Here is a 26,570-nt window from a genome sequence, read left to right as displayed (position 1 = left end):
TGCGAGATGAAAAGTTGAATTCATCTTACAGTGCTTTTTACTATAGAGCTCTCAGAAATTACTGCATGTTTTTGCAGAAGATATCCTCCATGGAAGCCTTAAGCGGAACGCCAAGCCTGCGTAAAGTTCCGTCCAGGGCTGCAAAAACTTCTCTTACATTATAGAATGCAGCGTTGTTTCCCATATGTCCGATGCGGATCACTTTGCCAGCCAGGACATCGAAGGAGCCTGCCAGCATAATGTTGTAGTCTTTTTTTACTCCCTCAAGGATCGCTTCGGCTGTTGTGCCCTCCGGTACTTCAAAAACAGTAACTGTACTGGAATATCCGCTGTGCAGGTAAAGTTTCAGGCCTGCGCCTGTAATGGCTTTTCGGGAGGCTTCAGCGATTTTTGCATGGCGTGTAAGGATTTCCGGATCATCGGCAATGTTGTCGATAGCAGTCCGCAGGCCATAGATATCGCTGATCGGCATGGTATATGGAAACCATTTTTCTTCATAATAATGTGCGAAGGTTGTGAGATTTGCATAGAAAGAAGCAATAGGTGTCTTTCTTTCAGTCATTGCCTTTTTTGCATCGCTGCTGACTACAACAAAGGTAAGTCCCGGAGGTGCAGATACCACCTTCTGCGATCCGCCGCACATGATATCGATCTGGCATGCATCAATGTTCAGGGGCTCGCCGAAGGAAGCGGAGACAGAATCTACAACGGTAAGGATCCCGTATTTTTTAAGAAGCGGGCAGATGGCAGCTACATCGTTAAGCATGCCACTTGGAGTATCGCCGTGGACTACGGTTGCGTATTTGTAGTCATGGTTATCCGCAAGGAAGGCTTCCAGTTCCTTTACATCGAGAGTGTTCTGATAATCTCTGGTATAAAGCTCCGGTCTGCCTCCGTACATGGAAACAAAATCGGCAAAGCCTTTTCCGTAGATACCATTGTCCAGAACAAGAACCTTATCTCCGGGCTCAGTCATGGAAGCAATGGCAGCCTCCAGTCCAAGGATACCCTCACCGCTTAAGATGAGGGTTTCGTTGGAGGTATGGAGAAGAGTGCTGATCTTCTCGCAGGTTTCTTTATAAAATTCGACAAAATCTTCGTCCAGATCCGGATTTGTGCATTCCATGCTTCTTGCCAGACGGACGTTTTCTGCGACCTGTGTAGGTCCCGGTGTCATGATCTTATACATAAGCTCACCTCTTGATCTTTATATTATTTCCGCAAATTACGGCAGCTGTTACAGCTGTTTTTTTAATCCGGTTTTTCTTGCTGCAAGGTTTAATGGTGTGATCACTACGAGAACGATGACAGCTGCAACACCGATCTGGACCAGGTTTCCCGGGATGGAAGATACCGGTGCCAGTGGATTTCCATAGATGATAACCTCTGCAAGGTAGTATCCTGCAACCTTGATCACGCAGGCTGCGACAATGGCGATCACATACCATTTCATGTTCTGGTGCCGGGGATCCTCTGTGAGCTTACCTACTGTGAAGCCCATGATCCCTACAATAATCAGAGTAAATGGTGCCCACAGGGTCCATCCGGAGAGAAGGTCAAAGAGACCCATTCCGATCCCACCGGCAATGGCTCCGGTTTTCTTTCCAAATAAAATGGCACCGATGAATAACGGCACATTTCCAAGGTGGATCAGTCCGCCGTTGGCTGCGATCGGAAGCTTAACATTAATAAATGCGGTGAAGATATAAGTCAGTGCAATAAATGCGGCTGTAATGGTGAGAAACTGAACAGATGAAAGCTCCTGGTCAGTTCTCTGAGATGTCTGAACTGCTTTTTCCATAGTGATAGATCCTTTCCTGAAAACATCGATGTATGGATGTCCTCTTTTCATATATTTTTGGTTGGGTATACTTTACAACATGAGTGTGCATGAATAAAGACACAATTATAGAAAAAAAAGAAGGGACAGATTCAATTGGGATATTTGTCATTAAAACAGGAGGATTACTTGATGGGGGAATAAACAGAGCTTTCGTAATGAAGGCGTAAAACGGGAAATACAGGATCAGCAGAAGAAGAGAATAAGATAGATATATCCGGGAAGATTATAATGTTAGAAAAATCCTGTACGGAGCAGGATATTCATAAAGTATAGGGAGAAATCAATTGACAAAGCTGTAATAAAATCGTAAACTATAGCAAAGAGTGTGTTCAGAAGTGAATATTCCGGACACACTTTGTGACTGATGATGATTATGAGGAGGATACTATGAAGAATAAAAAATTTATTGCACTTTTAGCTATGACTGTTGCTCTTTCTGGTGTCATGACGGCATGTAGTTTCGGAAGAGGAAAAGAGGACAGCGTGGTTGTGGAGTCTACTCCTACTCCGACACCGGCGAAAAAAGCGAAGGTTACACCGACTGTTGCAGCAGACGCACAGAATACAACCTATACATCCAAGGATAAATCCGTAGCGATCAAGCTTCCGGATGCAACCTGGACCAACAAGTCCGACGAGACAGATATGGTAAGCTTCGAGTCTCCGGACCAGGGCAGGATCCTGATCCTTCACGGATCCGGCGCAGATCTGGAATCCGCAGTGATCCCGAACTCCCAGGATATGGCAGTTTCCATGACACAGGCAGAGAACATGGTAAATGGAACCGATTTTGAGATCCAGGATTACAAGGCAGATCAGAAAGACGGAATCAACATTTATTCCTATACTGTGAAATATAAGGATACGACCAAGAGTGACGGTTATGTATATGCTATCAATAAATACTTTGTAAATGACAGCGAGTATTACAGCATTGTGGCATCTGTTAAAAAAGAGGATGCTCTGAAAAAGGTTCAGGAGTCTGTCGACAGCTTTGCGATCCTTGGTGATTCCACTCTGAAGAGTGCGGCAAATGGTTCCGCAGCCAAGACTGCCGGTAAAGGTAATGCCGCAGCTTCCTCTGACGGAAGTGCATCTGCAGATGGTAATGCCGCAGCCTCTTCTGCCGGAGCAGCAGATGGAACTACAGCTGCCGACGGAAGCACATCTACAGACGGAAGTGCAGCATCTGACGGAACATCTACAGACGGAAGCAGTACATCTGACGGTTCTTCCGATGGAACTGCATCCACTGACAGCAGCTCCTCCGGTGCTATCGTAAATGGCGGATTTACAGATGAGCAGCTTGGCAACACAGATGAGACAAGAACTATTTACAGAAACTCCGATGGTAAACCACGTGTTATCGTTCCGGACGGAAACGGTGCATGGATGGATAACGAAGGAAACCGTTTCACCTTCTCTTCTCAGTATGACTGTGATGTATATGAAGAGGATGGAACAAGCTTCTACTGGCACGGTGAGGCTGCAGACGTATACTATATGCCTGTACAGTAAAGCCTGGAGCAGCAGGAGATTCGGTTAGATAAGAATTCCGGGATCACAGCTTTTGTGGCTGCGGTCCCGGATTTTTTGTGTCATATTATGTCAGAGGCGTATACTTATACAGGAAGACATGGTATAATGTGAACGCTGCGGGCGATGGAACGCCCGGAAAATATTTGGAGGTTTTTATGGAAGCATACAGTGATTTTGCCAGAGTTTATGACATTTTCATGGACAATGTGGAATATGAAAAATGGGCGGAATATCTTATAGGAAGTCTTAAAGAATACGGAATTGAAGACGGGATCGTGCTGGAACTTGGCTGTGGGACCGGAGTGATGACAGAGCTTCTGGCTGAGTCCGGTTATGATATGATCGGTGTGGATAACTCTGAGGAAATGCTTGGCGAAGCCATGGAAAAACGTGCAGAATCCGGTCATGAGATCCTTTATCTGGAACAGGATATGCGGGAGTTTGAACTTTATGGAACGGTACGTGCTGTTGTCAGCGTCTGTGACTGTATGAATTACATCACAGAGGAGAAGGATCTGCTTACTGTATTTAAACTGGTGAACAATTATCTTGATCCGGATGGAATTTTCATATTTGATATGAACACCCCGTATAAATACCGGGAAATGCTTGGAAATACGACTATTGCAGAGAATCGGGAAGAGGGAAGCTTTATTTGGGAAAATGAATTTGATGAGGAGACCGGGATCAATGTGTATGATCTGACTCTGTTTCTTCCGAGAGAAGATGGTCTTTATGAGAGAGACGAGGAAATTCATTACCAGAAGGCCTATGATCCGGAGAAAGTAAGGGAACTTCTTGAAAAGGCAGGCCTGATCCCGCTGGCGGTTTATGACGCATACACCAGGGAGGTACCGAAGCCGGACAGCGGAAGACTGACTTTTGTGGCCAGAGAACATGGAAAGGAAATTCCGTCAGACAAGAAATAAAGGAGGAAATTTTTTATATGAGTGATTATATTGTAAGAGCAACAGCAGCAAACAGCCAGATCCGTGCATTTGCGGCTGTTACAACCGATATGGTGGAGACAGCGAGAAAGAATCATAACACCAGTCCGGTGGCAACAGCGGCACTGGGACGTCTCCTTACCGGCGGTGCCATGATGGGAGCTATGATGAAAGGGGAAAAGGATCTCCTTACACTTCGGATCCATGCAGGCGGACCACTGCAGGGAATCACAGTAACTGCAGATTCTCACGGAAATGTAAAGGGCTATGTGGGGAATCCGGATGTATGTATCCCGGCAAACAGCAAAGGCAAGCTGGATGTTGCGGGAGCTGTCGGCGTAGGCTTTATGGATGTGATCAAGGATATGGGACTGAAAGAGCCATATGTGGGACAGGTTGCTCTTCAGACCAGCGAGATCGCAGAAGATCTCACCTATTATTTTGCAACCAGCGAGCAGGTTCCGTCTGCGGTAGGACTGGGTGTGCTGATGAATAAGGATAATACAGTCCGTCAGGCGGGAGGCTTTATTGTACAGCTGATGCCTTTTGCAGAGGAAGAGGTGATCGCAAAGCTTGAGGAAAACGTATCAAAGATCGATTCTGTTACCAATCTTCTGGAGCAGGGGCACACACCGGAAAGTCTTCTTGAAAAAGTACTGGAAGGCTTTGACATAGAGATCAATGATACACTGCCTACACAGTTCCATTGCAACTGCTGCAGAGAGCGTGTGGAAAAAGCGCTGATCAGCATCGGAAGAAAAGAACTTAACGAGATGATCCAGGAAGGCAAGGACATTGAGATGAACTGCCATTTCTGCAATAAGAATTATAATTTTACCGTGGAAGATCTTAAGAGGATCATAAGAGAGTGCAAGCGATAAAACTCGGGAGGAAGAAAAAATGAAGCATGGTTTTATCAAGGTGGCAGCGGCAACGCCGAGAGTTACCGTTGCAGACTGCAAGGCAAACGGAGAGGAAATCCTGAGGGCCATTCATGAAATGGAAAAGGAACATGTCAAGCTGATGGTATTTCCGGAATTTTGTATCACAGGATATACCTGTCACGATCTTTTTCTCCAGAGATGTCTTCTGGACAGTGCGTGGGATGAGCTTCTGCATATTGCAGAGGAGACAAGGGAGACGGACGCCCTGATCTTTGTGGGACTCCCGCTGCGTCACAGAGGCAAGCTCTATAATGTGGCAGCAGCTCTGAATCATGGCCGTATCGTGGGATTTGTGCCGAAGACTCATATTCCGAATTATAATGAGTTTTATGAGCAGAGACAGTTTGCAGGTGCAGAGGAAGAAGATGTGGAATTTGTGGACTTCCTGAAGTGCGAGAAAAATGAGGAGGATGAGTTCTGGGATGAAATTCCTTTTGGAACAGAGCTGATCTTTGAATGTAAGGAATTTCCGGAATTCACCGTTGCAGCAGAGCTTTGTGAGGATCTCTGGGTCCCTGCGCCGCCAAGTATCCGTCATGCCGTCAACGGTGCGCATATCATCGTTAATCTTTCTGCCAGTGATGAGATGGTAGGTAAGGATTCCTACCGGAGAACTCTGATAAGCGGGCAGTCAGCACGACTGATCTGCGGATATATTTATGCCAGTGCAGGGGAAGGGGAGTCTACCCAGGATCTCGTGTTTGGCGGACAGAATATGATCGCAGAGAACGGTTCCATGCTTGCGGAAAGCAGACGCTTTGAGAACGGCATCATTTACAGTGAGATCGATGTGCAGAGACTGGCTGATGAGAGAAGAAGAATGTCCACGTATCGGGCAGTTTCTACCTGCAGTCATACAAGAGTTGATTTTTCCGTAGCAGAGGAGAAAACAAGACTTACCAGAAAATATCCACAGTATCCCTTCGTTCCGTCTGTGAAGGAAGAGCGTGATGAGCGCTGCGAGGAGATCCTGAACATCCAGGCTATGGGACTTAAGAAACGTATGGAGCATATCCACAGCAGGAGTGCGGTAGTAGGACTTTCCGGAGGACTGGATTCTACCCTGGCACTTCTTGTAATGGCACGTGCCTTTGACCAGATGGGAATGCCGAGAGAACAGATCCACTGTGTGACCATGCCATGCTTTGGAACCACAGACAGAACCTATCAGAATGCCTGCAAGTTAAGCCGCTGCCTTGGTGCAAGGCTTACCGAGGTAAATATTAAAGAGGCGGTAAATATCCATTTCCGGGATATCGGACATGATCCGGAGATCCACGATGTGACGTATGAGAACAGCCAGGCACGTGAGCGTACTCAGATCCTGATGGATACGGCAAACAAGGAAGGCGGCGTTCTTGTGGGTACCGGAGACCTTTCCGAGCTGGCTCTTGGCTGGGCAACCTATAATGGCGATCACATGTCCATGTATGGTGTGAATGCTTCTGTCCCGAAGACACTGGTACGTCATCTGGTACGTTATTATGCGGATACCTGCGGAGATGAGGAACTGAAGGAGGTTCTTCTGGATATCCTGGATACTCCGGTAAGCCCGGAGCTTCTTCCTCCTAAGGATGGCAAGATTGCCCAGAAGACGGAGGATCTGGTAGGACCTTATGAGCTTCATGATTTTTATCTGTATTACATGCTGCGTGCAGGATTTACACCGGATAAGATCTACAGGCTTGCCTGCCTGACCTTTGAGGGGATTTATGATAAAGAGACGATCCTGAAATGGCTGAAAACCTTCTATCGGAGATTTTTTGCCCAGCAGTTCAAGCGTTCCTGTCTGCCGGATGGCCCGAAGGTAGGTAGTGTGGCACTTTCTCCAAGAGGAGATCTCAGAATGCCAAGTGATGCAAGTGCAAGGATCTGGCAGGATGTGCTGGAGAAGATTGAAATCTGAACGTAGATTGCAAAGCGGAGAGCTTAAGTGTTCTCCGCTTTTTTTACTGCATCCGTGATAGCTGAAAGGAGTACCTGGGAGGTATATTTCCGGTCTCCTGCATACTGAATGTCTTCCAGGGACTGACTGGAATAGATCTGACTTGCCAAAGAATCCAGAACCGGTTCCATAAGAGGATAGGAAGCTTTTGTGGTTTCATTTAAATTCACCAGACGGATGGCCTTGATCCTGTCAGCATTTACAGTAACTTCCACATCGAAGGTATTCTCGTTCAGGGTGATGGAAGAGGTATAGACGCCCGGCTTGTAGCGGGATTTTTCGCTGGCTGTATGACTGGCATTTTTTCCGGGACCGAACATGAAGAAAAGAACGACAGCCAGAACAACAGCGAGAGCCAGAAAGACAGCTGTGTAAATGATCTCTTTCATATGTAGGACGATGATCCTGGTTTTGGAACTCATGGCGCACGCCTCCCAAAGCTTTTTATATAGTTTATTATCGGGAGGGAGGATTTATGCCACAGCTGTGCGCAGGTTATCCGATACTGTGCCTGGAAAAATAAGGAAAAGAGCAGGCAGATATTTCAGAATATAGAGAACGACCGTTCTATAGGAGCAGAATTTGTGGTATGATAGGAATACTTCAGGCGCAGGATGGCGCCGGAATGACTGAAAATCTGCAAGTGATCGGGAGGATGAAGATGTCATTACAGTTTATCATAGGAAGTTCCGGAAGCGGAAAATCCTGTTATGCTTATCAGAATATCATAGAACAGGCAGGGCTGCATCCTGAGAAGCTTTTTTATGTGATCGTGCCGGAGCAGTTTACCATGCAGACCCAGAAGACACTGGTGGAGATGAGTCCGGGCAGGGGAATCCTGAATATTGATATCCTGAGCTTTGAGCGTCTTGCATACCGTGTTCTGGAGGAAGTTGGAGGAGACAGCCGCATCCTTCTGGAAGAAACCGGTAAGAGTATGGTGCTGCAGAAGATGGTACAGCAGCATGGAAAGGAGCTTTCCTATCTGGGAGGTCAGATGCGTAAAGCGGGATACCTGGATGAAGTGAAGTCTATCCTGTCGGAGTTTATGCAGTACGATATCCGGGACAGTGAGATCCAGGAGATGATCGAGGATTCCGGTGACAGAGCGTTACTTCAGATGAAGCTGAAAGACGTAGCTGTTCTTTACCAGGCATTTACCGGATATCTGAAGGATCATTATATGACAGGAGAAGAAGTAATGGATGCGCTGGAAAAAGCTCTTCCGTTTTCTGAAAAAATGAAAAACAGTGTACTCCTTCTGGATGGTTACACCGGTTTTACGCCTATTCAGATGCGTGTTGTGGGAGAACTTCTTGCTGTCTGTGAGAAGGTGATGGTAACGGTGACCATGGATGCGGATGAGAATCTGAGCATGAGAGGAAAACCTTATCAGCTTTTTTATATGAGCCGTCAGATGATCCACGGGCTTTCGGAGCTGACCAGGGAGATCGAGACACCGGTTCTTTTGAAGGATGTGGGAAAATCCCGCTTTTCCCAGGCACCTGCCCTTCATTTCCTTGAAAAAAATATCTTCCGTTACCGAAAAAATATATATAAAAAAGCGCAGGATGAGATCTGCATGTTTTCGGCAGTGAACCCGCAGAAGGAAATGGAAGAAACTGCCCGCCGGATCGCCAGACTTGTAAGGGAAAAGGGCTGCCGTTACGGTGAGATCGCCGTGATCACAGGTAACCTGGAGGAGTATGGAAATCTTGCAAAGCAGGTATTTACAGCAGCAGGGATCCCGTATTTCATTGATGAGAAGCATACGGTCCTGATGAATCCGTCTGTAGAATATTTCCGGGCAGCACTTGAGATGGCAGTGCAGGATTTTTCCTATGAGAGTGTATTCCGGTATCTCCGGTGCGGAATGTCCTGTGTGACCAGGGAGGAAGCAGACCTTCTGGAGAATTATGTGCTGGCTCTTGGTATCCGTGGATTTAAGAAATGGGATGAAGTGTGGGTGCGTATTTACCGGGGAATGCCGCCGGAAAGCATTCAGAGGCTTAATGAGATCCGGCAGCGGTTCGCAGATGAGACCAGAGAGCTTGCGCTAAGCTTTAAAGGTGGGAAAAAGACGGTGCGGGAATACTGTACTTTTCTCTACGAGTTTGCAGTGCGGAGCCAGGTGCAGCAGAAACTGAAGCATCAGGAACTGAAATTCAAGGAACAGGGCGACAAGGCCATGGAAAAGGAATATGCCCAGATCTACGGAATTGTTATGGAACTTCTGGATAATATGGTGGAGATCCTTGGAGAGGAAACCGTGAACCGCCAGGATTTCCGTCAGCTTCTGGAAACAGGACTGAACCAGGCCAAGGTGGCTCTGATCCCGCCAAGTATGGACCAGGTACTTGTGGGAGATATGGAGAGAACCAGGCTGAAGGATATCCGTGCACTGTTTTTTGTGGGAGTAAATGAAGGGAATATTCCGAAGAATACATCCGGTGGAGGAATGCTTACGGAGATTGACAGAGAATTTTTTAAAGATCAGGGGATCCAGCTTGCACCGGGGCCAAAGGAACTGATGAACATGCAGCGATTTTATCTGTATCTGAACATGACCAAGCCAAGAGAACTGCTCTGTCTGTCCTTCTGTCAGTCCGACAGCCAGGGAAAAGCCCTGAGTCCGGCCTTTCTTGTCAGTAATATCCGGGAGATGTTTCCGGAAATGGAGATCCGGCAGTGCGGAGATATGCAGGAACCTATGGAATTACTGGAGCTTCCGGGAATCAGCCTGGATTATTTCCTGAGAGGGCTTGCAGGAGAAGCTTACCAGGATAATGCGGTCTTCCAGGAACTGTACAGCTGGTATCTTCAGAGCCCGGAATACCGGATCCTTGTAAAAAAACTTACAGAGGCATCTTTTTCAGAACGACCGTCAGACAAGATTGGAAAAACAGTGGCAAAGATCCTCTATGGAGAAATTTCCCCGTACAGTGCTACCCGGCTGGAGCGTTTTGCGGCCTGTGCATTTGCACATTTTCTGCAGTATGGCCTGAAGGTTACAGAACGTGCAGAGTATGAGTTCCGGGCTATGGATATGGGAAATGTCATGCATATGGCACTGGAAAAATTTGCGGCGGAAGTCCGAAAAGAGGGACTGGACTGGGCAGAGCTTACGGAAGAAGAGCGAAACCGTATCATAGACAGCTGTCTGGATCAGGTTTCCGCAGATTACGGAAATACGATCCTTAAAAGCAGTGCGAGAAATGAATATATGATCGAACGGACCAGACGTATTTTGCGGCGTACCGTGTGGGCTTTGCAGGAACAGCTGAAGCATGGAGCATTCCGGCCGGAAGGATTTGAGGTGAGGTTTCAGGGCGGAAGGATCGACCGTGTGGATATCATGGAAGAGCCGGAGAACAACCGGGTCTATGTGAAGGTGATCGATTATAAAACCGGAAATACTTCGTTTGATCTGCTGGCGTTGTATCATGGCCTTCAGCTTCAGCTGATGGTCTATCTGGATGGAGCATTACAGGTGGAAAAACGGAAGTATCCGGATCGTGAGATCGTTCCGGCCGGTGTGTTTTATTATAATGTGAAGGATCCTATGATACAGGAGAAGATCCATGCGGATATGGAAAGCATCAATGAGCAGATGCTGAAGAAAATGAAAATGAACGGGCTTGTACAGGCAGATGATAATATGAGTACCAAAATCGACAGCACTATGGCCTCCATACCGGTATCCCTGAACCGGGACGGAAGCTTCAGCAAAAGATCTTCTGTTGCCTCAAGGAAGCAGTTTGATGCTCTGGGAGCGTATGTGCGGAGAAAGATCTGTGACATCAGGGAATCGATCCTGGATGGAAATGCGGCAGTGGAACCCTATGAACTTGGAAAAAAGAATGCCTGCACATATTGTCCGTATCTTACTGTGTGCGGCTTCGACAGGAAGATACCGGGATATGAGTTTCACAGGCTGTCGTCCATAGAAGAAGATGCACTGTGGAAAAAGATCATGAAGGGAGAGGAAGAGAATGGCAGTGAAATGGACTGAAGAGCAGAAAAAGGTCATCACGCTCCGGGACCGGAATATTCTGGTCAGCGCAGCAGCCGGTTCCGGTAAAACTGCAGTGCTGGTGCAGAGGATCTTAAGTAAGATCATGGATCCTTTGAAACCGGTGGACATTGACCGTCTTCTGATCATGACATTTACAAGGGCGGCAGCGGGAGAGATGCGGGAACGTATCGAACGTGGACTGGATCAGGCACTGGCTGAAGATCCGGATAATGAGCATCTGCAGAGACAGATGACGTTGATCCATACGGCACAGATCACTACCATAGACGGCTTTTGCGCCTATGTGATCCGAAATTATTTTCATCTGATCGGACTGGATCCGGGTTACCGGACTGCAGATGAGGGTGAACTGAAGCTTTTGCAGGAAGATGTGCTGAAGGAGCTTTTTGAGGATCATTATGCAGAAAGAAAGGCAGATTTTACTGCATTTGTGGAATGCTATGCGCCAGGAAAAACGGATGAAGGACTGAAGGAACATGTGCTGGAGCTTTATAATGCTGCGATGAGTAATCCATGGCCCGAAAAATGGCTGGACAGCTGTGTGGAGAATTATCATCTGGATCCGGAAAAAGGTCTTGAGGGAACGCAATGGTTCCGATATCTGTGGGAGGCTGCAGACTGTGCACTGAAAGAAGCAGAAGAGCTTACAGAAACCGCAATGAAGACCTGTCAGCTCCAGGATGGACCGGAGATTTATATGGAGGCTCTGGAAAAGGATATGATACTGATCCGGCAGTTAAAACAACTGTCCGTTAAAAGGGATTATGATGAGATAGCGCAGAATCTCCGGAATCTGAAGTTTGCAAGACTTTCCTCAAAAAAAATGGAGGGAGTATCGGAGCAGCTGAAAAATCTGGTAAAAGCTCTTCGCGAAGATGCAAAAGATAATCTGAAGGAACTGGGAATCCGATATTTTTACGGAAATCTGGCTGAGCTGACGGAACTGACAGAAGCATCTGCACCACCGCTGGAGATGCTGGTAAAGCTGACAAAGGATTTTGCAGAACGTTTCCAGGCAAAGAAGCGTGAAAAAAATGTTCTGGATTTTTCGGATATGGAACATTTTGCACTGGACATCCTTCTGAAAAAGGAAGGAGAAACCTATACGCCCAGCCAGGCGGCAAGAGAGCTTTCCGAAAAATATGATGAGGTCCTGCTGGATGAGTATCAGGACAGTAATCTGGTCCAGGAGATCCTGATGCAGACAGTTTCCGGCTGGGTCAATGAACGCAAAAATATCTTTATGGTAGGAGATGTAAAGCAGAGCATCTACCGTTTTCGTCTGGCCCGTCCGGAACTGTTCATGGAAAAATATAAGAGCTATTCACTGGAAGACAGTCCGGAACAGCGGATCGACCTGCACAAAAATTTTCGAAGCAGACCGGAAGTCCTTGAAAGTGTCAACTTTATTTTCCGGCAGATCATGGGGGAAGATCTGGGAGGAATTGCCTACGACGAGGCGGCAGCTCTGTATCCCGGAGCTTCTTTTCCGGAAGGCCAGGATCCGGAATTTGTAAAAACAGAGATCCTTCTTGTGGATAAATACAGTCCGCTGCTGGAAGAGGAGGATGAAGAAGTAACGGAGAATGAGAGAGAGCTGGAGGCCCTTGCCATTGCAGGAAGTATCCAATCTATGGTAGGGCATGAACGGGTGCTGGATAAGGAAACGGGAGAGTATCGACCTCTTCAATATGGAGATATCGTGATCCTGCTCCGATCTGCTTCAGGCTGGGCTGAAACCTTCGGGGAGGTTTTGAGTGCAAGAGGGATACCGGTATATACGGCCTCCAGAACCGGATATTTTTCTGCAACAGAGGTTGTGACACTGCTGAATTATCTCCGGATCCTGGATAATCCGCTGCAGGATATTCCCATGACCGGCGTACTGCGTTCACCGATCGTTGGATGTACCACAGAAGAGCTGGCTGAGCTTCGGATCGCATATCCGGAAGGAATGATCTATGAATGTGTGTGCAGGTTTGTGGAGGACTACAGAAAGCATGGGAGTTTTGAGGAAAACAAAAAAATCCTCGGAGAGAAGCTGTCCTGTTTTATGGACACCATGAATACACTTCGTGATAAGGCGGCTTACACGCCGGTCCATCAGCTGATCCTGGAGGTACTTGCACGTACCGGATATGGAGACCATGCAAAGGCAATGCCAAATGGTGAACAGAGGAATGCAAACCTGAACATGCTTGTGGAAAAGGCAATGGAATATGAGAAGACAAGCTATCGAGGCCTTTTTAATTTTGTAAGATATATCCAGAAGCTTCAGCAGTATCAGGTGGATTACGGGGAGGTAAATCTTTCCGGAACCGGGGAAAGTGCGGTACAGATCATGACGATCCATAAGAGCAAGGGACTGGAGTTTCCGGTAGTGTTTGCAGCAGGAATGGGAAAACGCTTTAATTTCCGGGATATGAACGCAAGTATCCTGATCCATCCGGAGCTGGGGATCGGTGCGGATGCGATCCTGCCGGAGAAGAGGATCATCGCTCCATCCCTGTGCAGGCAGATCATACGGAGAGCGCTCCTGATGGAAAGCCTCGGAGAGGAGCTGAGAGTACTTTATGTAGCGCTTACACGTGCAAAGGAAAAACTGATCTTCAGCGGAACCATTGAAGCCCTGCATCCGGAATTGGGGAAATTGTCCGCATTAAGGGACAGTGAGGAACCATTGCTTTCTCTGGGAAGGAGGCTTGGCGGGAAGACTTACTGGGATTATGTGCTTCCGGCACTGGCAAGACATCGCTGCATGGCACCATTATTTCATGAATATGGCATCTTTATGAATACCGCAAATCCTCTGTACAAAGATCCGGCAGAATTCAAAGTTACACGGGTCACAGCACGGGAACTGACAGAAAGTGAGGTTATGGAACAGGCAGAGCGGGAAATGAAGAAGGAAACACTGGAGAACTGGAATCCGGGCAGAGTTTTTGACAGTGAGATCCGGGAGGAGATCCAGAGACGTTTTTCCTTTGTATATCCCTATCAATATCTGGAAGATCTTCCTGTGAAGGTGAGTGTATCAGAACTGAAAAAGCGAAGCTACCACAGTGAGCAGGATCTGGAAGAAACGGTGGATTATGAGACGGAAGAAGAGATCCAGCCGCTGGTTCCCCGATTTATCGAGGAGAAGAAAGAGGAAGGGTATACAGGGGCACTTCGTGGAACGGCTTATCATCGTGTAATGGAATGCCTGGACTATCAGAAGACAGCAAACAGGGATGAGATCCGCAGACAGCTGAGAGAATGGGTTGACGCCAGGAAGATGGAAAGAAAAGAGGCTGAGTCGGTCCGGGTAAAGGATATCTGGAATTTTGTGGAAACACCTCTCGGACAGCGGATGAAAGCAGCTTCAGAGAAGAAACTTCTGTTCCGGGAGCAGCCTTTTGTGATCGCAAGAAAAGCTTCGGAGCTTGATCCGCAGTGGCAGTGTGAGGAAAATGTTCTGGTACAGGGAATCATGGATGCGTATTTTATAGAGGATGAAGAAATCGTTCTGGTGGATTATAAAACGGATTTTGTGAGACGTGGAGAAGAACAGAAGCTGATCGACCGTTATCATGTACAGCTGGAGGATTACGCCCAGGCGCTGGAACGGATGACAGGCCGGAAGGTGAAGGAACGGTATGTTTATTCGTTTACTCTTGGAGAAGCGTTCAGTCTCTGATCTGAAAATGAAATGATATGTTAATGTGGGCAGATATCCTGCGGCGGAGAGATTACACTCTCCAGCCAGCAGGATATTTGTTTTTCAGGATCCCGTTTACAAGCTTTCCGAAGCCGAGAGGATAACCGTCCACACAGAGAAGGTGCCAGCCTTTTTTGTGAGCGGCCTCTTCCGGCTCGATCATAAGAGTTTCGCCTTTAAGATAACGGGTAAGCCGCTCGTCGGAAACCGGTAGGGAGATAACTGCCTCCACATCTCCTTTATGAAGAGCCAGCGCCAGAGGCTGAGACGGCTCAAAACGGTTTTTCTTCAGATCACCCAGATAGAGGCCGTTTCGAAGAAAGGAGATTCCTCGGAGATCCAGCGGGAAGGGCAGCTGATAGTATACTTTATCTTTGCGGACTTCCACACGGTTCCAGTCAAATTCCTGACCGCCAATGGTTTTCAGGCCGACCTCAGAGAAAAATTCCTCCAGCCATTTCCGGGTATTTTTGTCCGGTCCTTTTTCGGAAAAGCGGAAAACGGGTGGAAGAGAGTCACCTTTTTTGCGGAACAGGGCGAGAAAATGACCTTCGCCATCCATCTTGTGTGGAAAGATTCGGACGCATTTTTGAAGTTCTTCCGAATTAAATGCATTTAAGCTTAACGCGATTTCGGAATCGGAAGTGTCTGCTGTGCCGGCATATTCCGGGCGGCCGCTGGAGAAGCCTTCATATCCTGGCATTTCCATAAGTTCCATATCCGGGCGTTGTCTGAGAAGATAGGCTACCACTTCTTCGTCTTCACATGGGGAAAAAGTGCAGGTGGAATAAAGCAGCATTCCGCCCGGACGGAGCATATCGGCAGCTTTTAAGACCAGGTCTTTCTGGATATCAGAAAGCTCAGCAGATTTTTCCGGTGTCCAGTCGCGGGCAAGGGCTTCCTCTTTTCGGAACATGCCTTCCCCGGAGCATGGAGCGTCCAGAAGGATCTTATTGAAGAAAGCAGGAAAACGCTGGGCAAGTTTGGTGGGCTTTTCGTCGGTGACGAGCATATTTTTCATGCCAAAAAGCTCCAGATTCCTAAGAAGGGCTCTGGTTCTGGAAGTACTGATATCGTTGGCAAGGAGAAATCCGGTGTCATTTAAGGCTGCACCCAGGGCAGTGGCTTTTCCTCCGGGAGCTGCGCAGAGATCCAGGACAAAATCTCCAGGTTCGATGGGAAGCCTGGAAGCCGGTGTCATGGCACTTGGTTCCTGGAGATAATAAAGACCCGCCTGGTAGTAAGGACATCGTGCAGGGCGGCTTTCCTCCTCGTAGAAGTATCCGGTATTGATCCACGGGATCGGCCGGATAGGGAAAGGGGAAAGCGCCTGAAAATCCTGGCAGGAGAGCTTGGCGGTGTTTACACGTAGACCGTAGGTGCGGGGATTTTTGTAGCTTTTCAGGAAAGCATCATAATCATCTCCCAGCATTTCTTTCATACGCTCCAGAAAAGGAAGCGGTAATGTCTGTATTTTATCTGAATCTGTCATAATTTCCTCCATAATATAAACTTGACTCTTTCGGATATTGTGTGAAAAGAGTGGTTTCCGAAAAATATTATAAAGTATAGAGGGATTTTTCTAAATACTATTGACAAAACTATATTATACGATATATAGTATTATTCACAGAACAATATTACATGACTTATCATGTGAGCGTTGGATCGTGAAGTGATCGCGTTCATCAGCATGTAGTAAGACGGAATGGGAATGTCCGTTTTACAGGTCATAGAGAGGTGAGCAGATGGTATTTAATACAGGAGCAGCCCTCCTGGATGCGATCGTCCTGGCTGTTATTTCCAGAGAGAAGGACGGTACCTACGGGTACAAGATCACCCAGGATGTGCGAAGTGTTCTGGAGGTTTCAGAATCTACGCTGTATCCGGTCCTTCGCAGGCTTCAGAAGGATGAATGTCTGGAAGCCTACAATATGGAATATGCAGGCAGGAACCGGAAATATTATAAGCTGACGGATAAGGGCGCAGCGCAGCTGAATCTTTACAGAAGTGAATGGGAGATCTATTCATCCAAGATCACCAGGATGTTTGAGGAGGGAGTGTAATTATGGACAGAAAGCAGTTTATGGAACAGCTTGAACGGCTGCTTTCCGATATTTCAGAGGCAGAGAGACAGGAAGCACTGGAATATTATGAAGGATATTTTGATGATGCAGGTCCTGAGAATGAAGGAGAAGTGATCCGGGAACTGGGAAATCCGGGGAAGGTTGCTGCGATCATTAAGGCAGATCTTCAGGAGAACAGTGAAGATTACGGGGAATACACAGAGAACGGATATCAGGATACCCGTGTGAAAGAGAACGGGGAAATGCCGGACCATTATACAGAAGTAACCGTATACGGAAATGGACAGGGAGAGGCTCATCGTGATACGGGAAATACAGAAAATTTCGAAGACCGCAGGAAAAGACGTGCCCAGCGCGGCTATCACGCAGAGAAAAAGCAGAATAAGGCAGGGATCATTCTTGCGCTGATCGTTCTTGTTTTTGCGGCTCCTCTGATAAAAGGATTATTTGGCGGAGTACTGGGGATTTTGGTGACACTGGTATTGCTGCCTTTCCTGCTGACATTTTTTGCGGGAGCGGGATCGATCATCCTTGTGATCGGTGCAGCTGCGTGTATTGTTGTTGGAATTGCCATGGCGGTGTCTCTTCCGCCGGCCGGGATCCTGACGATCGGCATTGGATGCCTGATGATGGCACTTGGACTTTTGTTACTGGCACTGACGGTGTGGTTTACAGGTAAGATACTGCCGGTGATCCTGCGGAAATTTACGGGATTCTGCAGCAATCTCCTGAATGGAAGAAAGGCGGAAAAAATATGAAACATTTTCTGAAGGTAATCCTGATCCTTGCAGCAGTATTTGGTGTGGCAGGCCTGGGACTTACTGCCGGCGGAGCTGCCATGGGAGCGACTATGGGAGATGTGAGTGTTCTGAATCATGGAATCACGCAGGTGCTTCGTGTTCTGGATCATGAAGACAGCTGGGAAGTGGAAGATTCCGAGGAAGATATGGATGAGCAGGAGGATGATTTTCAGGCAGCTGCAGAGAGAGCGGTAAATGAGAAGGGCATTCTGGCAGACAGTGCAGACAGTTCCGCATATACGAAAGTATATGAGGCTTCGGCTGTGTCAGAACTTTCCTGTGATCTGAGATGCGAAGAACTGGTTTTGAAAACATGGAATGAGGATAAAGTCCAGGTGAAAGTTTCAGGGAAGGATCACAATCACGTTCAGATCAGCAATGACAACGGTAGTCTGAGAATTGCAAGCAATCAAAAAGTGAGAAATCGTTCCATAGAAATTTTTTGCCCGGAAAACTTAAGCTTTCAGAAGATAAAACTTCAGATGGGAGCCGGAACCATCGAACTGGATGGTGATTTTAAAGCGGAACAGATGGAAGTAAATGTGGGGGCCGGAACCATTGAAAATTCCGGCAGCCTGGATATAAAGGAAGCAGATTTTACAGTCGGAGTGGGAACTGCCGACATCAGTGAACTTCAGGTGGAGAATTTAAAAGGAAGCTGTGGTATGGGAGATATGGAGCTTACACTTACAGGAAAAGCTGCTGAGTATAATTATGAGCTGAAATGTGGTCTTGGAAATCTGGAGGTGGATGATTCTCTGGAAACATCCATCACTTCCGGAAATAAACAGATCACAAATGAAGGTGCCACGAAAAATATAAAACTGGATTGCGGAATGGGAAACGTTCAGGTTGAATTTGAAGAAGACTAAAGGAGGAAGCATTATGAGTAACAAAAAACTATACAAATCATCAGTAAACCGTATGTTATGTGGTGTCTGCGGCGGAATCGCGGAATACTTTGATATCGATCCGACTCTTGTACGGCTGGTATGGGTGATCATCACGCTGATGGGCGGAGCCGGAATCCTGGCATATATCATTGCGGCGATCATTATCCCGGATTAAAAATGACAGTACCCATAAAGGGCGGACATATTTTTCAGAATGCATAATTTCTCCGGAAATCGTCCATACTCCATAAAAAAGATGAGGAGTGTGGAAGATGAACAGAGAGAAAGAAGTAAAAGCATATCTTGAGGGAAAGCTTTCCCAGGCGGAAAAACTGAAATACGAGATTGCCGATGAGATGGGAGTTCTGGATAAAGTGATCAAAGACGGGTGGAAAAGCCTTTCTGCAAAAGAAACCGGACGGATCGGTGGTCTTATGACAAAAAAGAAGAAACATAAAAAGTAAAATACAGCCTGAAGGAACAAGGCGAAATGACGCCGGAAAAGTCCTTCGGGCTGTATTGAATTATAAGAATATTTTTCTGGAAAAAAGAAATTTTTTTGACGGTTCAGGGTGGACTGACCAGTGGAAAAGAGCTATACTGTTGGAATAACAGAGGAGGTATGAAGGAACATGGGTGAAAAAATCAACAACATTCTGAAGGGTGAGATCATCTCCTCAGTATTTTATATACTGCTGGGACTTTGCCTGATCCTGATCCCCACGCAGACGGTGGACGTGATCTGCAAAGTAGTATTCGGGCTGATCCTCATCGGAGCTGGCATTTATCATATCTATATTTACATACGTGGAAGAGCGAAAGCTACGATCATGGATCTTCTAAGTGGTGTGGTTGTTTTTGTGCTGGGGGTGTTTCTTTTTATGACACCGTCTATCGTGATCAAACTGCTTCCATGGATGCTCAGCGCATTTGTACTGGTTGACAGTCTGTGGAAGTTTAAAGGAGCCTTTCTTCTGAAAAAAGGAGGAAACGGCGCATGGAGCGTGCTTCTGATCGGAAGTCTTGTTTTCATTGCACTTGGAATCGTGATGCTGTTTGGAAGATTTCCGAAGATCATGACTCTGCTGATCTTTTCCGGCTGGGTGCTGGTGTGTGACGGAGCTGCGGATATCGTATTCTATATTATTATGAAGCTGGGGCTTCGAAAGATCGCAAAAAAAGCAGAGACAGAGAAGGAAGATTCTGGTGCGGACAGTTCAGATGCTGTAAATGAAACGGCAGATATGGATGTGACAAATGATACAAGAACCCAGGATGAAAACGCGCCGGGTGAGCAGCAGAGTGGGAAGGAAACAGAATATCCAACAGAAACTACAGCAGAGACTACATCGGCTATGCTGGCGCAGGATGCAGACGGATATTCTGCGGACAGAAAAGAGACAGAAGAATCCACAGAACCGGAAGAAGAGCAAAAGCAGGAGGATTCCCGCTGGGAAAAAGAACCGGAGAATGTGGAGATGAAGCTCTGGGCTGTAGGCAAAGACCAGGCGGAAACCGGCAGCCTGAAGGATCTTCTGGACGGTTCCGATGAAGAACTGGAAGAGTGGAAGGACTGACCCTTCTCTTGCATCATCTGCCATTCCGTGGTAAGATGTGCACATGAAAAATACAGATAAAAATATAAAGATACTGATGATGGATTTTTCCGGAATATATGAGGATCAGCAGTTCTGGAGGGGAAAAGAAGTATCCCGGGTGGAGGCCAGGGACATTCCCGGAACCAACTGCTACTGTGATGAGGATGCGATGCATGCCATTCGCAGCCGTATTGCCCCTTATTCTTCCGGAGGAATCCATTTTATTGATTCTGGAAACTATCACTATATGACAAGGATCTGGCTGGAAAAGATATCGGAGCCTTTCTCGCTTCTTGTATTTGACAATCACACGGATATGCAGCCGCCGGCATTCGGAGGTCTGCTTTCCTGCGGAGGATGGATCTACGATTCTGTTATGGAACTTCCATTGCTTAAAAGGGTGATCCTGATCGGCCCGGATGAGGAAGCTTTTTCCAGAGTGGAACCGGAGATTCAGGAAAAGGTGGAATTCTTGAGCAGAGAGAAGCTTCTGGAAATGGAAGAGGCGCAGGTGTGTGCGTTTGTAAGCAAGCATGTGGGAAAGCTGCCGCTGTACATTTCTGTGGATAAAGATGTTCTCTGCAAGGATGATGCGGACACGAACTGGAGCCAGGGGGATATGCGCCTGAATACGATGCTGGAATGTCTGAAGAGAGTCAGAGAAATATGTGCAGAGGGGATCCTGGGCGTGGATATCTGTGGTGAATGTGATGTGGCAGAATCTGGAAACAGCGCCTTGAATGACCGGGCCAATGCTGCATTGATGGAGTGTTTTCTGTCCGCATACGGGAGCGAAGATCATGACGGAAATAAGAATGAGATAACAGGAGGAAACCGATGAAAAATGAACTTCTTACCATCGGGCCATTTACGGTATACGGTTATGGTCTGATGATCGCCATTGGAATTGTGGCAGGCTGCCTGACTGCAGAATACAGAGCCGGAAAACAGAAGCTTGACAGTGAACAGATCTTTCCAATGATCCTGTGGTGCCTGGTGGGTGGATTTTTCTGTGCAAAGCTTCTCTTCTGGATCACAGAGTGGAAATCAATTGTTCAGGATCCGGGATTTATAATGGAAACTTTAAGCTCCGGTTTTGTGGTGTTTGGCGGTATCATCGGCGGGATACTGACGGGGCTTCTGTATTGCAGGATCAGAAAGCTTGTATTTTTTAAATATGCGGATGTGATCCTGCCATCTGTGGCACTGGCCCAGGGATTTGGACGGATCGGATGTTTCCTGGCGGGCTGCTGTTATGGAAAAGAGACAGAGAGTGTTTTTTCTGTGATATTTCAGAATTCCGAATATGCGCCCAATCACGTGGCGCTGATCCCGACGCAGTTGTATTCCGGCGGACTGGATTTTCTGCATTTCCTTTTGTTGTTGCTGATCGCACGGAACAAAAAAGAAGATGGTCAGGTCACTGCCTGTTATCTGATCTTTTATAGCATTGGACGGTTTGTGATCGAGTTTTTCCGTGGGGATATTATCCGTGGAAGTGTGGGAATTTTGTCGACTTCCCAGTTTATCAGTATTTTTACAGGGATTGCGGGGATCGTGCTGCTGATACGGATCAGGAAAAAAAGAGACAGCAAGAGCAGTGTTTAAACGGATCAGGGAAGTCCCATGTATCAGGAAAAAGTTGGACAATAGTGGTATAAGGACAGGTTTTCGCTGCATACATCTATGAAAAAGGCGAAAGCAGGCCTGTCATGCTCAGAAAAGAAGATTTTGAACCAAATATGAAAACAGAGGATAAGATCCCCGGAGCGCAGACGGAAAATCCGGCACAGAGTCAGCGCTTCGGGGATTTTATCGTGAAATATATGCAGAATGTCCAGGATACTATGGAACTTTTTCCGGGGACATCTTTTCGGGCGATCAATGAAATTTTCGGGGTTCTTTATGTTCCGCTGGAAAGTATGGGAAAGATCGAGGTCACGGGAACTTCCTATAATTCGATCCCGAAATGCTATACCTACATGGATATGGAGGCAGCAGGGGAATCAGGGATCAACAGGCTGCACGATCACCCTTATCTGAAGCTGCGTGGAAAAGGTACTGCGGTGGCGGTGATCGATTCGGGGATTGATTATCAGAATGAAGTGTTTCGAAATGCAGGCGGCTCCAGAATCGCTTATTTATGGGATCAGTCCATAGAAGAGGAAGAACAAAATCAGTCTGGACGGGAGTTGGAAGCTGAAAATGGAGATGCAGATAATTTGCCGGGGGATGATATAGCAGATACAGAAGTTCCATATGGCAAATTATTCCGGAAAGAGGATATCGACCGGGCACTGGCTTCCGAGGAGCCGTTTGCCATCGTGCCATCCAGAGATACCAACGGCCATGGCACGGCACTGGCAGGTATTGCTGCCGGAAATATGGTACCCGGAGAAAATTTTACCGGAGCAGCGCCGGAGGCAACCCTGATCATCATCAAGGTAAAGCCGGCAAAACAATATCTCCGGAATTTTTATCTTTATCCTCCGGATGCAGAAGCTTTTCAGGAAAATGATGTGATGATGGCCATTGCTTTTGCAATTTCCCAGGCCAAAAAACTGAAGATGCCACTTTCTATCTGCCTGGGGATCGGAAGCAGCCAGGGCGCGCATCTGGGGACCAATGCGTTAAGCCAGTATGTGGACTATGTGGCAAATTTTTCCCAGGTATCCGTATCTGTGGCAGCAGGAAACGAAGGAAATACAAGAAACCACAGTACGGGGATTTTTTCTCAGGGAAGGGAACAGATCGTGACAGAACTCCGTGTGGCGGAAAGAGAGCAGGGCTTTACCATGGAATTCTGGGGAGAACCGCCGGAAATCTATGGGCTTTCCATCCAGTCACCAACCGGTGAGATACTGGAAGTCAGCAGTTCCATCGGTTCCAGAACCCAGGAGCTGTCATTTGTTTTTGTGGAAACAAAGGTGTATGTGAATTATATCCTGATCGAGCGTCAGACCGGATATTCCCTGGTGTATATCCGATTTTTCCATCCGGCGTCCGGTATCTGGAAAATTTTTACCCAGGCAAGAAATCACCAGAACGTACAGTTCCATATATGGCTTCCTGTGGAAGGGCTGATCTCCCAGGATACCTATTTTCTGGAACCATCCCCCTATACCACGGTGACAGCGCCGGGAGACGCCAGGAACAGCATTACGGCAACTGCCTACCAGCATCGTGACGGAAGCATCTACATTGCAGCAGGCAGAGGCTATACGCCAGATGGCATGATCACTCCACATCTGGCAGCTCCTGGCGTTAACGTAAAAGTGCCGCTGGTACGAGGCGGCTTTGGAACCCACTCCGGGACCAGTATCTCCGCCGCACAGACCGCCGGTATCGCGGCACTTCTGTTTGAATGGGCGATCATACGGGATAACCAGCCGTTTTTTACCGGGAGCAGCGTGAAATATTATCTGCAGAGAGGCGCAAGAAGAGAAGAAAACATGCAGTACCCAAACCCGGAGTGGGGGTACGGGAAGGTGGATCTGTATCATACCTTTGAACTGCTGACGTGAGAGGATGAGAGCTGGAAAAAATATGAAAAGCAGAAACAGATCATTTCCTTTGGAAAGAGTAGATGCACAAGATGCATAGATATTACATTTGGAAAAATAATAAAAGGATACGAAAGTACTAATTTTGGAAAAAATATTCATATAGATAATTCACTTTGTATCGTGTACTATAAATATATGGAAAAATCATATAATGACACAACAGGGAGGAATTTTACTTATGGAGCTTTCAACTTTGGTAAAAATGTCAAACACTTACGGAAGCAATCCGGCCTATGTTCTGGCAGGAGGCGGTAATACTTCTGTAAAAGACGATACAACACTGTATGTAAAGGGATCCGGTACACAGCTTGCTACCATTAAGGCAGAGGAATTTGTCAAAATGGACAGAGCCCGTCTGAATGAGATCATGAAAACGGAATATCCGGCGGATGATGTGAAGCGTGAATCTGCATATCTTGCAGATGTAATGGCGGCAGTGACCGATGAGGATAAAACCAAACGTCCCAGCGTGGAAGCACTGCTCCACAATCTGTTTGCCTATACGTATGTCCTGCATGTTCATCCGACACTTATCAATGGACTGACCTGCGGAAAGGGCGCAAAGGCTCTTTGCGAAGAGCTTCTTGGAAAAGATGTACTCTGGATCGATATCTGCAAACCGGGATACACACTTGCCCGTATCTGCTTCGAGAAAATGAATGCCTATAAAGAAGAAACAGGAAAAGACGTGCAGGTTCTTCTGCTTCAGAATCACGGAATTTTTGTTGCGGCTGATACTGTAGAGGAGATCGGCGTTTTATTCGATGGTGTGATCGGAAAGCTGGAAAAGCAGGTAAAGAGAACTGCGGATGTAAGTGATGCGGTTACACCTGAAAAAGAGCAGGCAGCACAGAAGCTTTCCAGTCTGCTCGGACATGCGGTGGAAGTCGTACCGGCTGCGGAGGCGGATAATTTTGTAAAAGATAAAACTGCTGCGGCACCTCTTCTGAAGCCGTTTACTCCGGATCATATTGTATATTGCGGACCTTATCCGTTATTTGTAGAAAATATTGATGAGGCGAAAAATGCGCTGGATGCATTTATGGCAGAGCATGAGAAAGAGCCAAGACTGATCCTGGTACAGGGCGTTGGTGCATTTATCATGGAAGATGACAAAGGAAAGGCAGCAAAGGCACAGCTTCTGGTAAAGGATGCAATCAAGCTTGCAGTGTATGCAGAGAGCTTTGGCGGCCCGCTGCAGATGACTGATGAGATCACATATTTTATCACACACTGGGAGGCAGAAGCATACCGCAGTAAGAAATAAAAAAGAAAATATATAGAGAAATAAAGAAAATGCATCGGGAACTATCAGGAATTCCCGGTGCATTTTTTATCGAATGACGGATAAACAGTTACTCAGGACAGAGTTACGCAGCAAATGTGGATATTTTTATCCGCATTACCACAAATCTTATTTCCGATACACGAACGCCGGCAGTCCATCCTCACCAACCGGAACATTTACAGTTCCCTGGATCAGCGGGCGGGCATAGCGGATAAAGTCTTCTGTGACATCGGAGCCGTCTTCTGTGATCCATTCCACAGGGACCGTCTTTTCTTCGTTGCAGATAACGTTGACATCCTCCAGTGTACATTTCATGGAGTACGGAGAATCACTCTGACGTTTAAATGCGATCATCTTTCCGGTTTCGCCGTTCAGGGCAGCCTGTACACCAAATTCACCGGCGAGGATGGCTTCTTGCTGGTCTGTTCCGGCGAGCATGGCTGCAGAGCAGCGCTGGCTTACATTGAGCTCTACGGAGCGGGCTTTGACACCAAGACGGCTGCGTACAAGATTCTCAAGATATTTACCGCAGCCAGCAAGCATCTTGTGACCGAAGGCGTCGGTTCCGGCAGCGCTGTCGTATTCGCAGATGAAAGTGCCGTCTTTATCATGGATTCCCTCAGATACACAGACTACGACGTTGCAGTTTTTCTCGAAGGCAGCATGAACTTTCTGGAGAAATTCATCTACATCGAAATCGGTTTCCGGAAGATAAATGAGAAGCGGATTGTCTCCAACGTATTTACGGGCAAGGGCAGCAGCTCCGGTGAGCCAGCCTGCGTGACGTCCCATGATCTCGATGATGGTGACGGATTTTTTCTCATAGACACAGGCGTCCAGGGTGATCTCACGGACGGTGGAGGCTACGTAGCGGGCAGCACTTCCGAATCCGGGAGTATGGTCGGTGTTTACAAGGTCGTTATCAATGGTCTTCGGCTCACCGAGGATACGGATGTCGCTGCCGATCTTTTCAGCATAGCGGGAAAGCTTGCTGACGGTATCCATGGAATCGTTGCCGCCGATATAAAAGAACCAGCCGATGTTCATCTCCTCGAATTTCTGAAAAAGCTTCGGATAAACCGGATCCTCCAGGGATTCCGGAAGCTTGTAACGGCAGGAGCCGAGATAGGCGCCGGGTGTCCAGGTAAGAGCGAGAAGCTGCTCTCCCGGAAGTGCTTCCTGGAAATCAAGGACTGTTCCGTTTAAAAATCCCTCAATGCCGTTGACCATACCATAAACGTGGTCGATCTCCTCTGTATGTTTAAGTGCTTCCGATACCACACCGTAAAGACTGCTGTTGATAGCTGCGGTCGGTCCGCCGGATTGTCCTGCGATAAGGTTCTTTTTTGACATTCTGATACCTCCTGTGTGTTGTTTTTTATAT

General features: G+C 47.2%; 21 protein-coding genes. 16 read left to right on the top strand and 5 right to left on the bottom strand.

Annotated features, from left to right (window positions below):
• Positions 1 to 58: 58 nt before the first annotated feature.
• The gene (locus V9W66_RS04130) at positions 59 to 1,189 is read right to left on the bottom strand and encodes a pyridoxal-phosphate-dependent aminotransferase family protein (RefSeq protein ID WP_144092357.1); all 1,131 of its coding nucleotides are present in this window, start codon (positions 1,187 to 1,189) and stop codon (positions 59 to 61) included.
• A gap of 48 nt (positions 1,190 to 1,237) precedes the next feature.
• On the bottom strand, positions 1,238 to 1,801 hold the full coding sequence (locus V9W66_RS04125; protein ID WP_144092359.1) for an ECF transporter S component: 564 nt from the start codon (positions 1,799 to 1,801) through the stop codon (positions 1,238 to 1,240).
• A 429-nt stretch (positions 1,802 to 2,230) separates the two neighbouring features.
• Between V9W66_RS04125 and V9W66_RS04120 the strand changes: the two genes are divergently transcribed.
• The 4 genes from V9W66_RS04120 (at position 2,231) to V9W66_RS04105 (ending at position 7,179) form a co-directional block, all read left to right on the top strand.
• Positions 2,231 to 3,361 carry a hypothetical protein gene (locus tag V9W66_RS04120; protein ID WP_243121573.1) on the top strand — a complete coding sequence of 377 codons (1,131 nt, stop codon included), beginning with the start codon at positions 2,231 to 2,233 and terminating at the stop codon, positions 3,359 to 3,361.
• Between the two features lie 176 nt (positions 3,362 to 3,537).
• Complete coding sequence (locus V9W66_RS04115; RefSeq protein WP_144092361.1) at positions 3,538 to 4,311, top strand: class I SAM-dependent DNA methyltransferase; 774 nt, start codon at positions 3,538 to 3,540, stop codon at positions 4,309 to 4,311.
• 17 nt (positions 4,312 to 4,328) lie between these two features.
• Positions 4,329 to 5,210: an Hsp33 family molecular chaperone HslO gene (gene hslO / locus V9W66_RS04110; RefSeq protein WP_015527218.1), complete on the top strand. Its 882-nt coding sequence runs from the start codon at positions 4,329 to 4,331 to the stop codon at positions 5,208 to 5,210.
• A gap of 19 nt (positions 5,211 to 5,229) precedes the next feature.
• Positions 5,230 to 7,179 (top strand): NAD(+) synthase, encoded by a 1,950-nt coding sequence (locus tag V9W66_RS04105; RefSeq protein ID WP_144092363.1) that lies wholly within the window; start codon positions 5,230 to 5,232, stop codon positions 7,177 to 7,179.
• 23 nt (positions 7,180 to 7,202) lie between these two features.
• Here V9W66_RS04105 and V9W66_RS04100 read toward each other — a convergent pair whose 3' ends face one another.
• Positions 7,203 to 7,640: an FMN-binding protein gene (locus tag V9W66_RS04100; RefSeq protein ID WP_015527216.1), complete on the bottom strand. Its 438-nt coding sequence runs from the start codon at positions 7,638 to 7,640 to the stop codon at positions 7,203 to 7,205.
• A 167-nt stretch (positions 7,641 to 7,807) separates the two neighbouring features.
• Between V9W66_RS04100 and addB the strand changes: the two genes are divergently transcribed.
• Together addB and addA are read left to right on the top strand one after the other, a co-directional pair.
• Positions 7,808 to 11,230, top strand: a complete 3,423-nt coding sequence (gene addB, locus V9W66_RS04095; RefSeq protein WP_330575190.1) for a helicase-exonuclease AddAB subunit AddB — start codon at positions 7,808 to 7,810, stop codon at positions 11,228 to 11,230.
• Positions 11,211 to 14,933 (top strand): helicase-exonuclease AddAB subunit AddA, encoded by a 3,723-nt coding sequence (addA, locus tag V9W66_RS04090; protein WP_144092365.1) that lies wholly within the window; start codon positions 11,211 to 11,213, stop codon positions 14,931 to 14,933. Before addB ends, addA begins: the two co-directional genes overlap by 20 nt.
• Positions 14,934 to 14,985: 52 nt before the next feature.
• Here addA and V9W66_RS04085 read toward each other — a convergent pair whose 3' ends face one another.
• Positions 14,986 to 16,446, bottom strand: a complete 1,461-nt coding sequence (locus tag V9W66_RS04085) for an RsmF rRNA methyltransferase first C-terminal domain-containing protein (protein ID WP_186289969.1) — start codon at positions 16,444 to 16,446, stop codon at positions 14,986 to 14,988.
• 256 nt (positions 16,447 to 16,702) lie between these two features.
• Here V9W66_RS04085 and V9W66_RS04080 point away from each other — a divergent pair, with 256 nt between their 5' ends.
• The 10 genes from V9W66_RS04080 to V9W66_RS04035 all read left to right on the top strand — a co-directional run bounded on the left by V9W66_RS04080 (position 16,703) and on the right by V9W66_RS04035 (position 25,165).
• Positions 16,703 to 17,020: a PadR family transcriptional regulator gene (locus V9W66_RS04080; RefSeq protein WP_015527209.1), complete on the top strand. Its 318-nt coding sequence runs from the start codon at positions 16,703 to 16,705 to the stop codon at positions 17,018 to 17,020.
• A 2-nt stretch (positions 17,021 to 17,022) separates the two neighbouring features.
• Positions 17,023 to 17,799 carry a DUF1700 domain-containing protein gene (locus V9W66_RS04075; protein WP_144092367.1) on the top strand — a complete coding sequence of 259 codons (777 nt, stop codon included), beginning with the start codon at positions 17,023 to 17,025 and terminating at the stop codon, positions 17,797 to 17,799.
• Positions 17,796 to 18,713 carry a DUF4097 family beta strand repeat-containing protein gene (locus tag V9W66_RS04070; RefSeq protein WP_144092369.1) on the top strand — a complete coding sequence of 306 codons (918 nt, stop codon included), beginning with the start codon at positions 17,796 to 17,798 and terminating at the stop codon, positions 18,711 to 18,713. Before V9W66_RS04075 ends, V9W66_RS04070 begins: the two co-directional genes overlap by 4 nt.
• Positions 18,714 to 18,726: 13 nt before the next feature.
• Entirely contained in the window at positions 18,727 to 18,909 is a 183-nt protein-coding gene (locus V9W66_RS04065) for a PspC domain-containing protein (protein WP_021977077.1), read from the top strand.
• Between the two features lie 97 nt (positions 18,910 to 19,006).
• Entirely contained in the window at positions 19,007 to 19,198 is a 192-nt protein-coding gene (locus tag V9W66_RS04060; protein ID WP_015527205.1) for a small, acid-soluble spore protein, alpha/beta type, read from the top strand.
• A 168-nt stretch (positions 19,199 to 19,366) separates the two neighbouring features.
• Entirely contained in the window at positions 19,367 to 20,311 is a 945-nt protein-coding gene (locus tag V9W66_RS04055) for a DUF308 domain-containing protein (RefSeq protein WP_144092371.1), read from the top strand.
• A gap of 43 nt (positions 20,312 to 20,354) precedes the next feature.
• Positions 20,355 to 21,173, top strand: coding sequence for an arginase family protein (locus tag V9W66_RS04050; RefSeq protein WP_144092373.1), 819 nt, complete (start codon positions 20,355 to 20,357; stop codon positions 21,171 to 21,173).
• Positions 21,170 to 21,940 carry a prolipoprotein diacylglyceryl transferase gene (locus V9W66_RS04045; protein WP_144092375.1) on the top strand — a complete coding sequence of 257 codons (771 nt, stop codon included), beginning with the start codon at positions 21,170 to 21,172 and terminating at the stop codon, positions 21,938 to 21,940. The genes V9W66_RS04050 and V9W66_RS04045 overlap by 4 nt, the downstream gene beginning before the upstream one ends.
• Positions 21,941 to 22,044: 104 nt before the next feature.
• On the top strand, positions 22,045 to 23,856 hold the full coding sequence (locus V9W66_RS04040; RefSeq protein ID WP_144092377.1) for a S8 family peptidase: 1,812 nt from the start codon (positions 22,045 to 22,047) through the stop codon (positions 23,854 to 23,856).
• A gap of 220 nt (positions 23,857 to 24,076) precedes the next feature.
• Positions 24,077 to 25,165 carry a class II aldolase/adducin family protein gene (locus tag V9W66_RS04035; protein WP_144092379.1) on the top strand — a complete coding sequence of 363 codons (1,089 nt, stop codon included), beginning with the start codon at positions 24,077 to 24,079 and terminating at the stop codon, positions 25,163 to 25,165.
• A gap of 147 nt (positions 25,166 to 25,312) precedes the next feature.
• On the opposite strand, the gene V9W66_RS04030 is transcribed toward V9W66_RS04035, so the two are convergent.
• A complete protein-coding gene (locus V9W66_RS04030) occupies positions 25,313 to 26,539 on the bottom strand; it encodes a 6-phosphofructokinase (RefSeq protein ID WP_144092381.1) in 1,227 nt (408 codons plus the stop codon).
• Between the last annotated feature and the right edge of the window lie 31 nt (positions 26,540 to 26,570).

The organism is Blautia massiliensis (ex Durand et al. 2017) (assembly GCF_051861785.1).
GTDB lineage: Bacteria > Bacillota > Clostridia > Lachnospirales > Lachnospiraceae > Blautia_A > Blautia_A luti_A.
Note: the sequence above shows the minus strand (reverse complement) of the source record. Positions and strands in the feature narration are given on the sequence as shown.

Coding starts and splice junctions, on each gene's coding strand:
- V9W66_RS04080 (WP_015527209.1), top strand. CDS start 16,703: ATGGTATTTAATACAGGAGCAGCCCTCCTGGATGCGATCGTCCTGGCT.
- V9W66_RS04035 (WP_144092379.1), top strand. CDS start 24,077: ATGGAGCTTTCAACTTTGGTAAAAATGTCAAACACTTACGGAAGCAAT.
- V9W66_RS04120 (WP_243121573.1), top strand. CDS start 2,231: ATGAAGAATAAAAAATTTATTGCACTTTTAGCTATGACTGTTGCTCTT.
- V9W66_RS04100 (WP_015527216.1), bottom strand. CDS start 7,640: ATGAGTTCCAAAACCAGGATCATCGTCCTACATATGAAAGAGATCATT.
- V9W66_RS04085 (WP_186289969.1), bottom strand. CDS start 16,446: ATGACAGATTCAGATAAAATACAGACATTACCGCTTCCTTTTCTGGAG.
- V9W66_RS04125 (WP_144092359.1), bottom strand. CDS start 1,801: ATGGAAAAAGCAGTTCAGACATCTCAGAGAACTGACCAGGAGCTTTCA.
- addA (WP_144092365.1), top strand. CDS start 11,211: ATGGCAGTGAAATGGACTGAAGAGCAGAAAAAGGTCATCACGCTCCGG.
- V9W66_RS04050 (WP_144092373.1), top strand. CDS start 20,355: ATGAAAAATACAGATAAAAATATAAAGATACTGATGATGGATTTTTCC.
- V9W66_RS04065 (WP_021977077.1), top strand. CDS start 18,727: ATGAGTAACAAAAAACTATACAAATCATCAGTAAACCGTATGTTATGT.
- V9W66_RS04060 (WP_015527205.1), top strand. CDS start 19,007: ATGAACAGAGAGAAAGAAGTAAAAGCATATCTTGAGGGAAAGCTTTCC.
- V9W66_RS04130 (WP_144092357.1), bottom strand. CDS start 1,189: ATGTATAAGATCATGACACCGGGACCTACACAGGTCGCAGAAAACGTC.
- V9W66_RS04055 (WP_144092371.1), top strand. CDS start 19,367: ATGGGTGAAAAAATCAACAACATTCTGAAGGGTGAGATCATCTCCTCA.
- V9W66_RS04040 (WP_144092377.1), top strand. CDS start 22,045: ATGCTCAGAAAAGAAGATTTTGAACCAAATATGAAAACAGAGGATAAG.
- V9W66_RS04075 (WP_144092367.1), top strand. CDS start 17,023: ATGGACAGAAAGCAGTTTATGGAACAGCTTGAACGGCTGCTTTCCGAT.
- V9W66_RS04105 (WP_144092363.1), top strand. CDS start 5,230: ATGAAGCATGGTTTTATCAAGGTGGCAGCGGCAACGCCGAGAGTTACC.
- V9W66_RS04070 (WP_144092369.1), top strand. CDS start 17,796: ATGAAACATTTTCTGAAGGTAATCCTGATCCTTGCAGCAGTATTTGGT.
- hslO (WP_015527218.1), top strand. CDS start 4,329: ATGAGTGATTATATTGTAAGAGCAACAGCAGCAAACAGCCAGATCCGT.
- addB (WP_330575190.1), top strand. CDS start 7,808: ATGATAGGAATACTTCAGGCGCAGGATGGCGCCGGAATGACTGAAAAT.
- V9W66_RS04115 (WP_144092361.1), top strand. CDS start 3,538: ATGGAAGCATACAGTGATTTTGCCAGAGTTTATGACATTTTCATGGAC.
- V9W66_RS04045 (WP_144092375.1), top strand. CDS start 21,170: ATGAAAAATGAACTTCTTACCATCGGGCCATTTACGGTATACGGTTAT.
- V9W66_RS04030 (WP_144092381.1), bottom strand. CDS start 26,539: ATGTCAAAAAAGAACCTTATCGCAGGACAATCCGGCGGACCGACCGCA.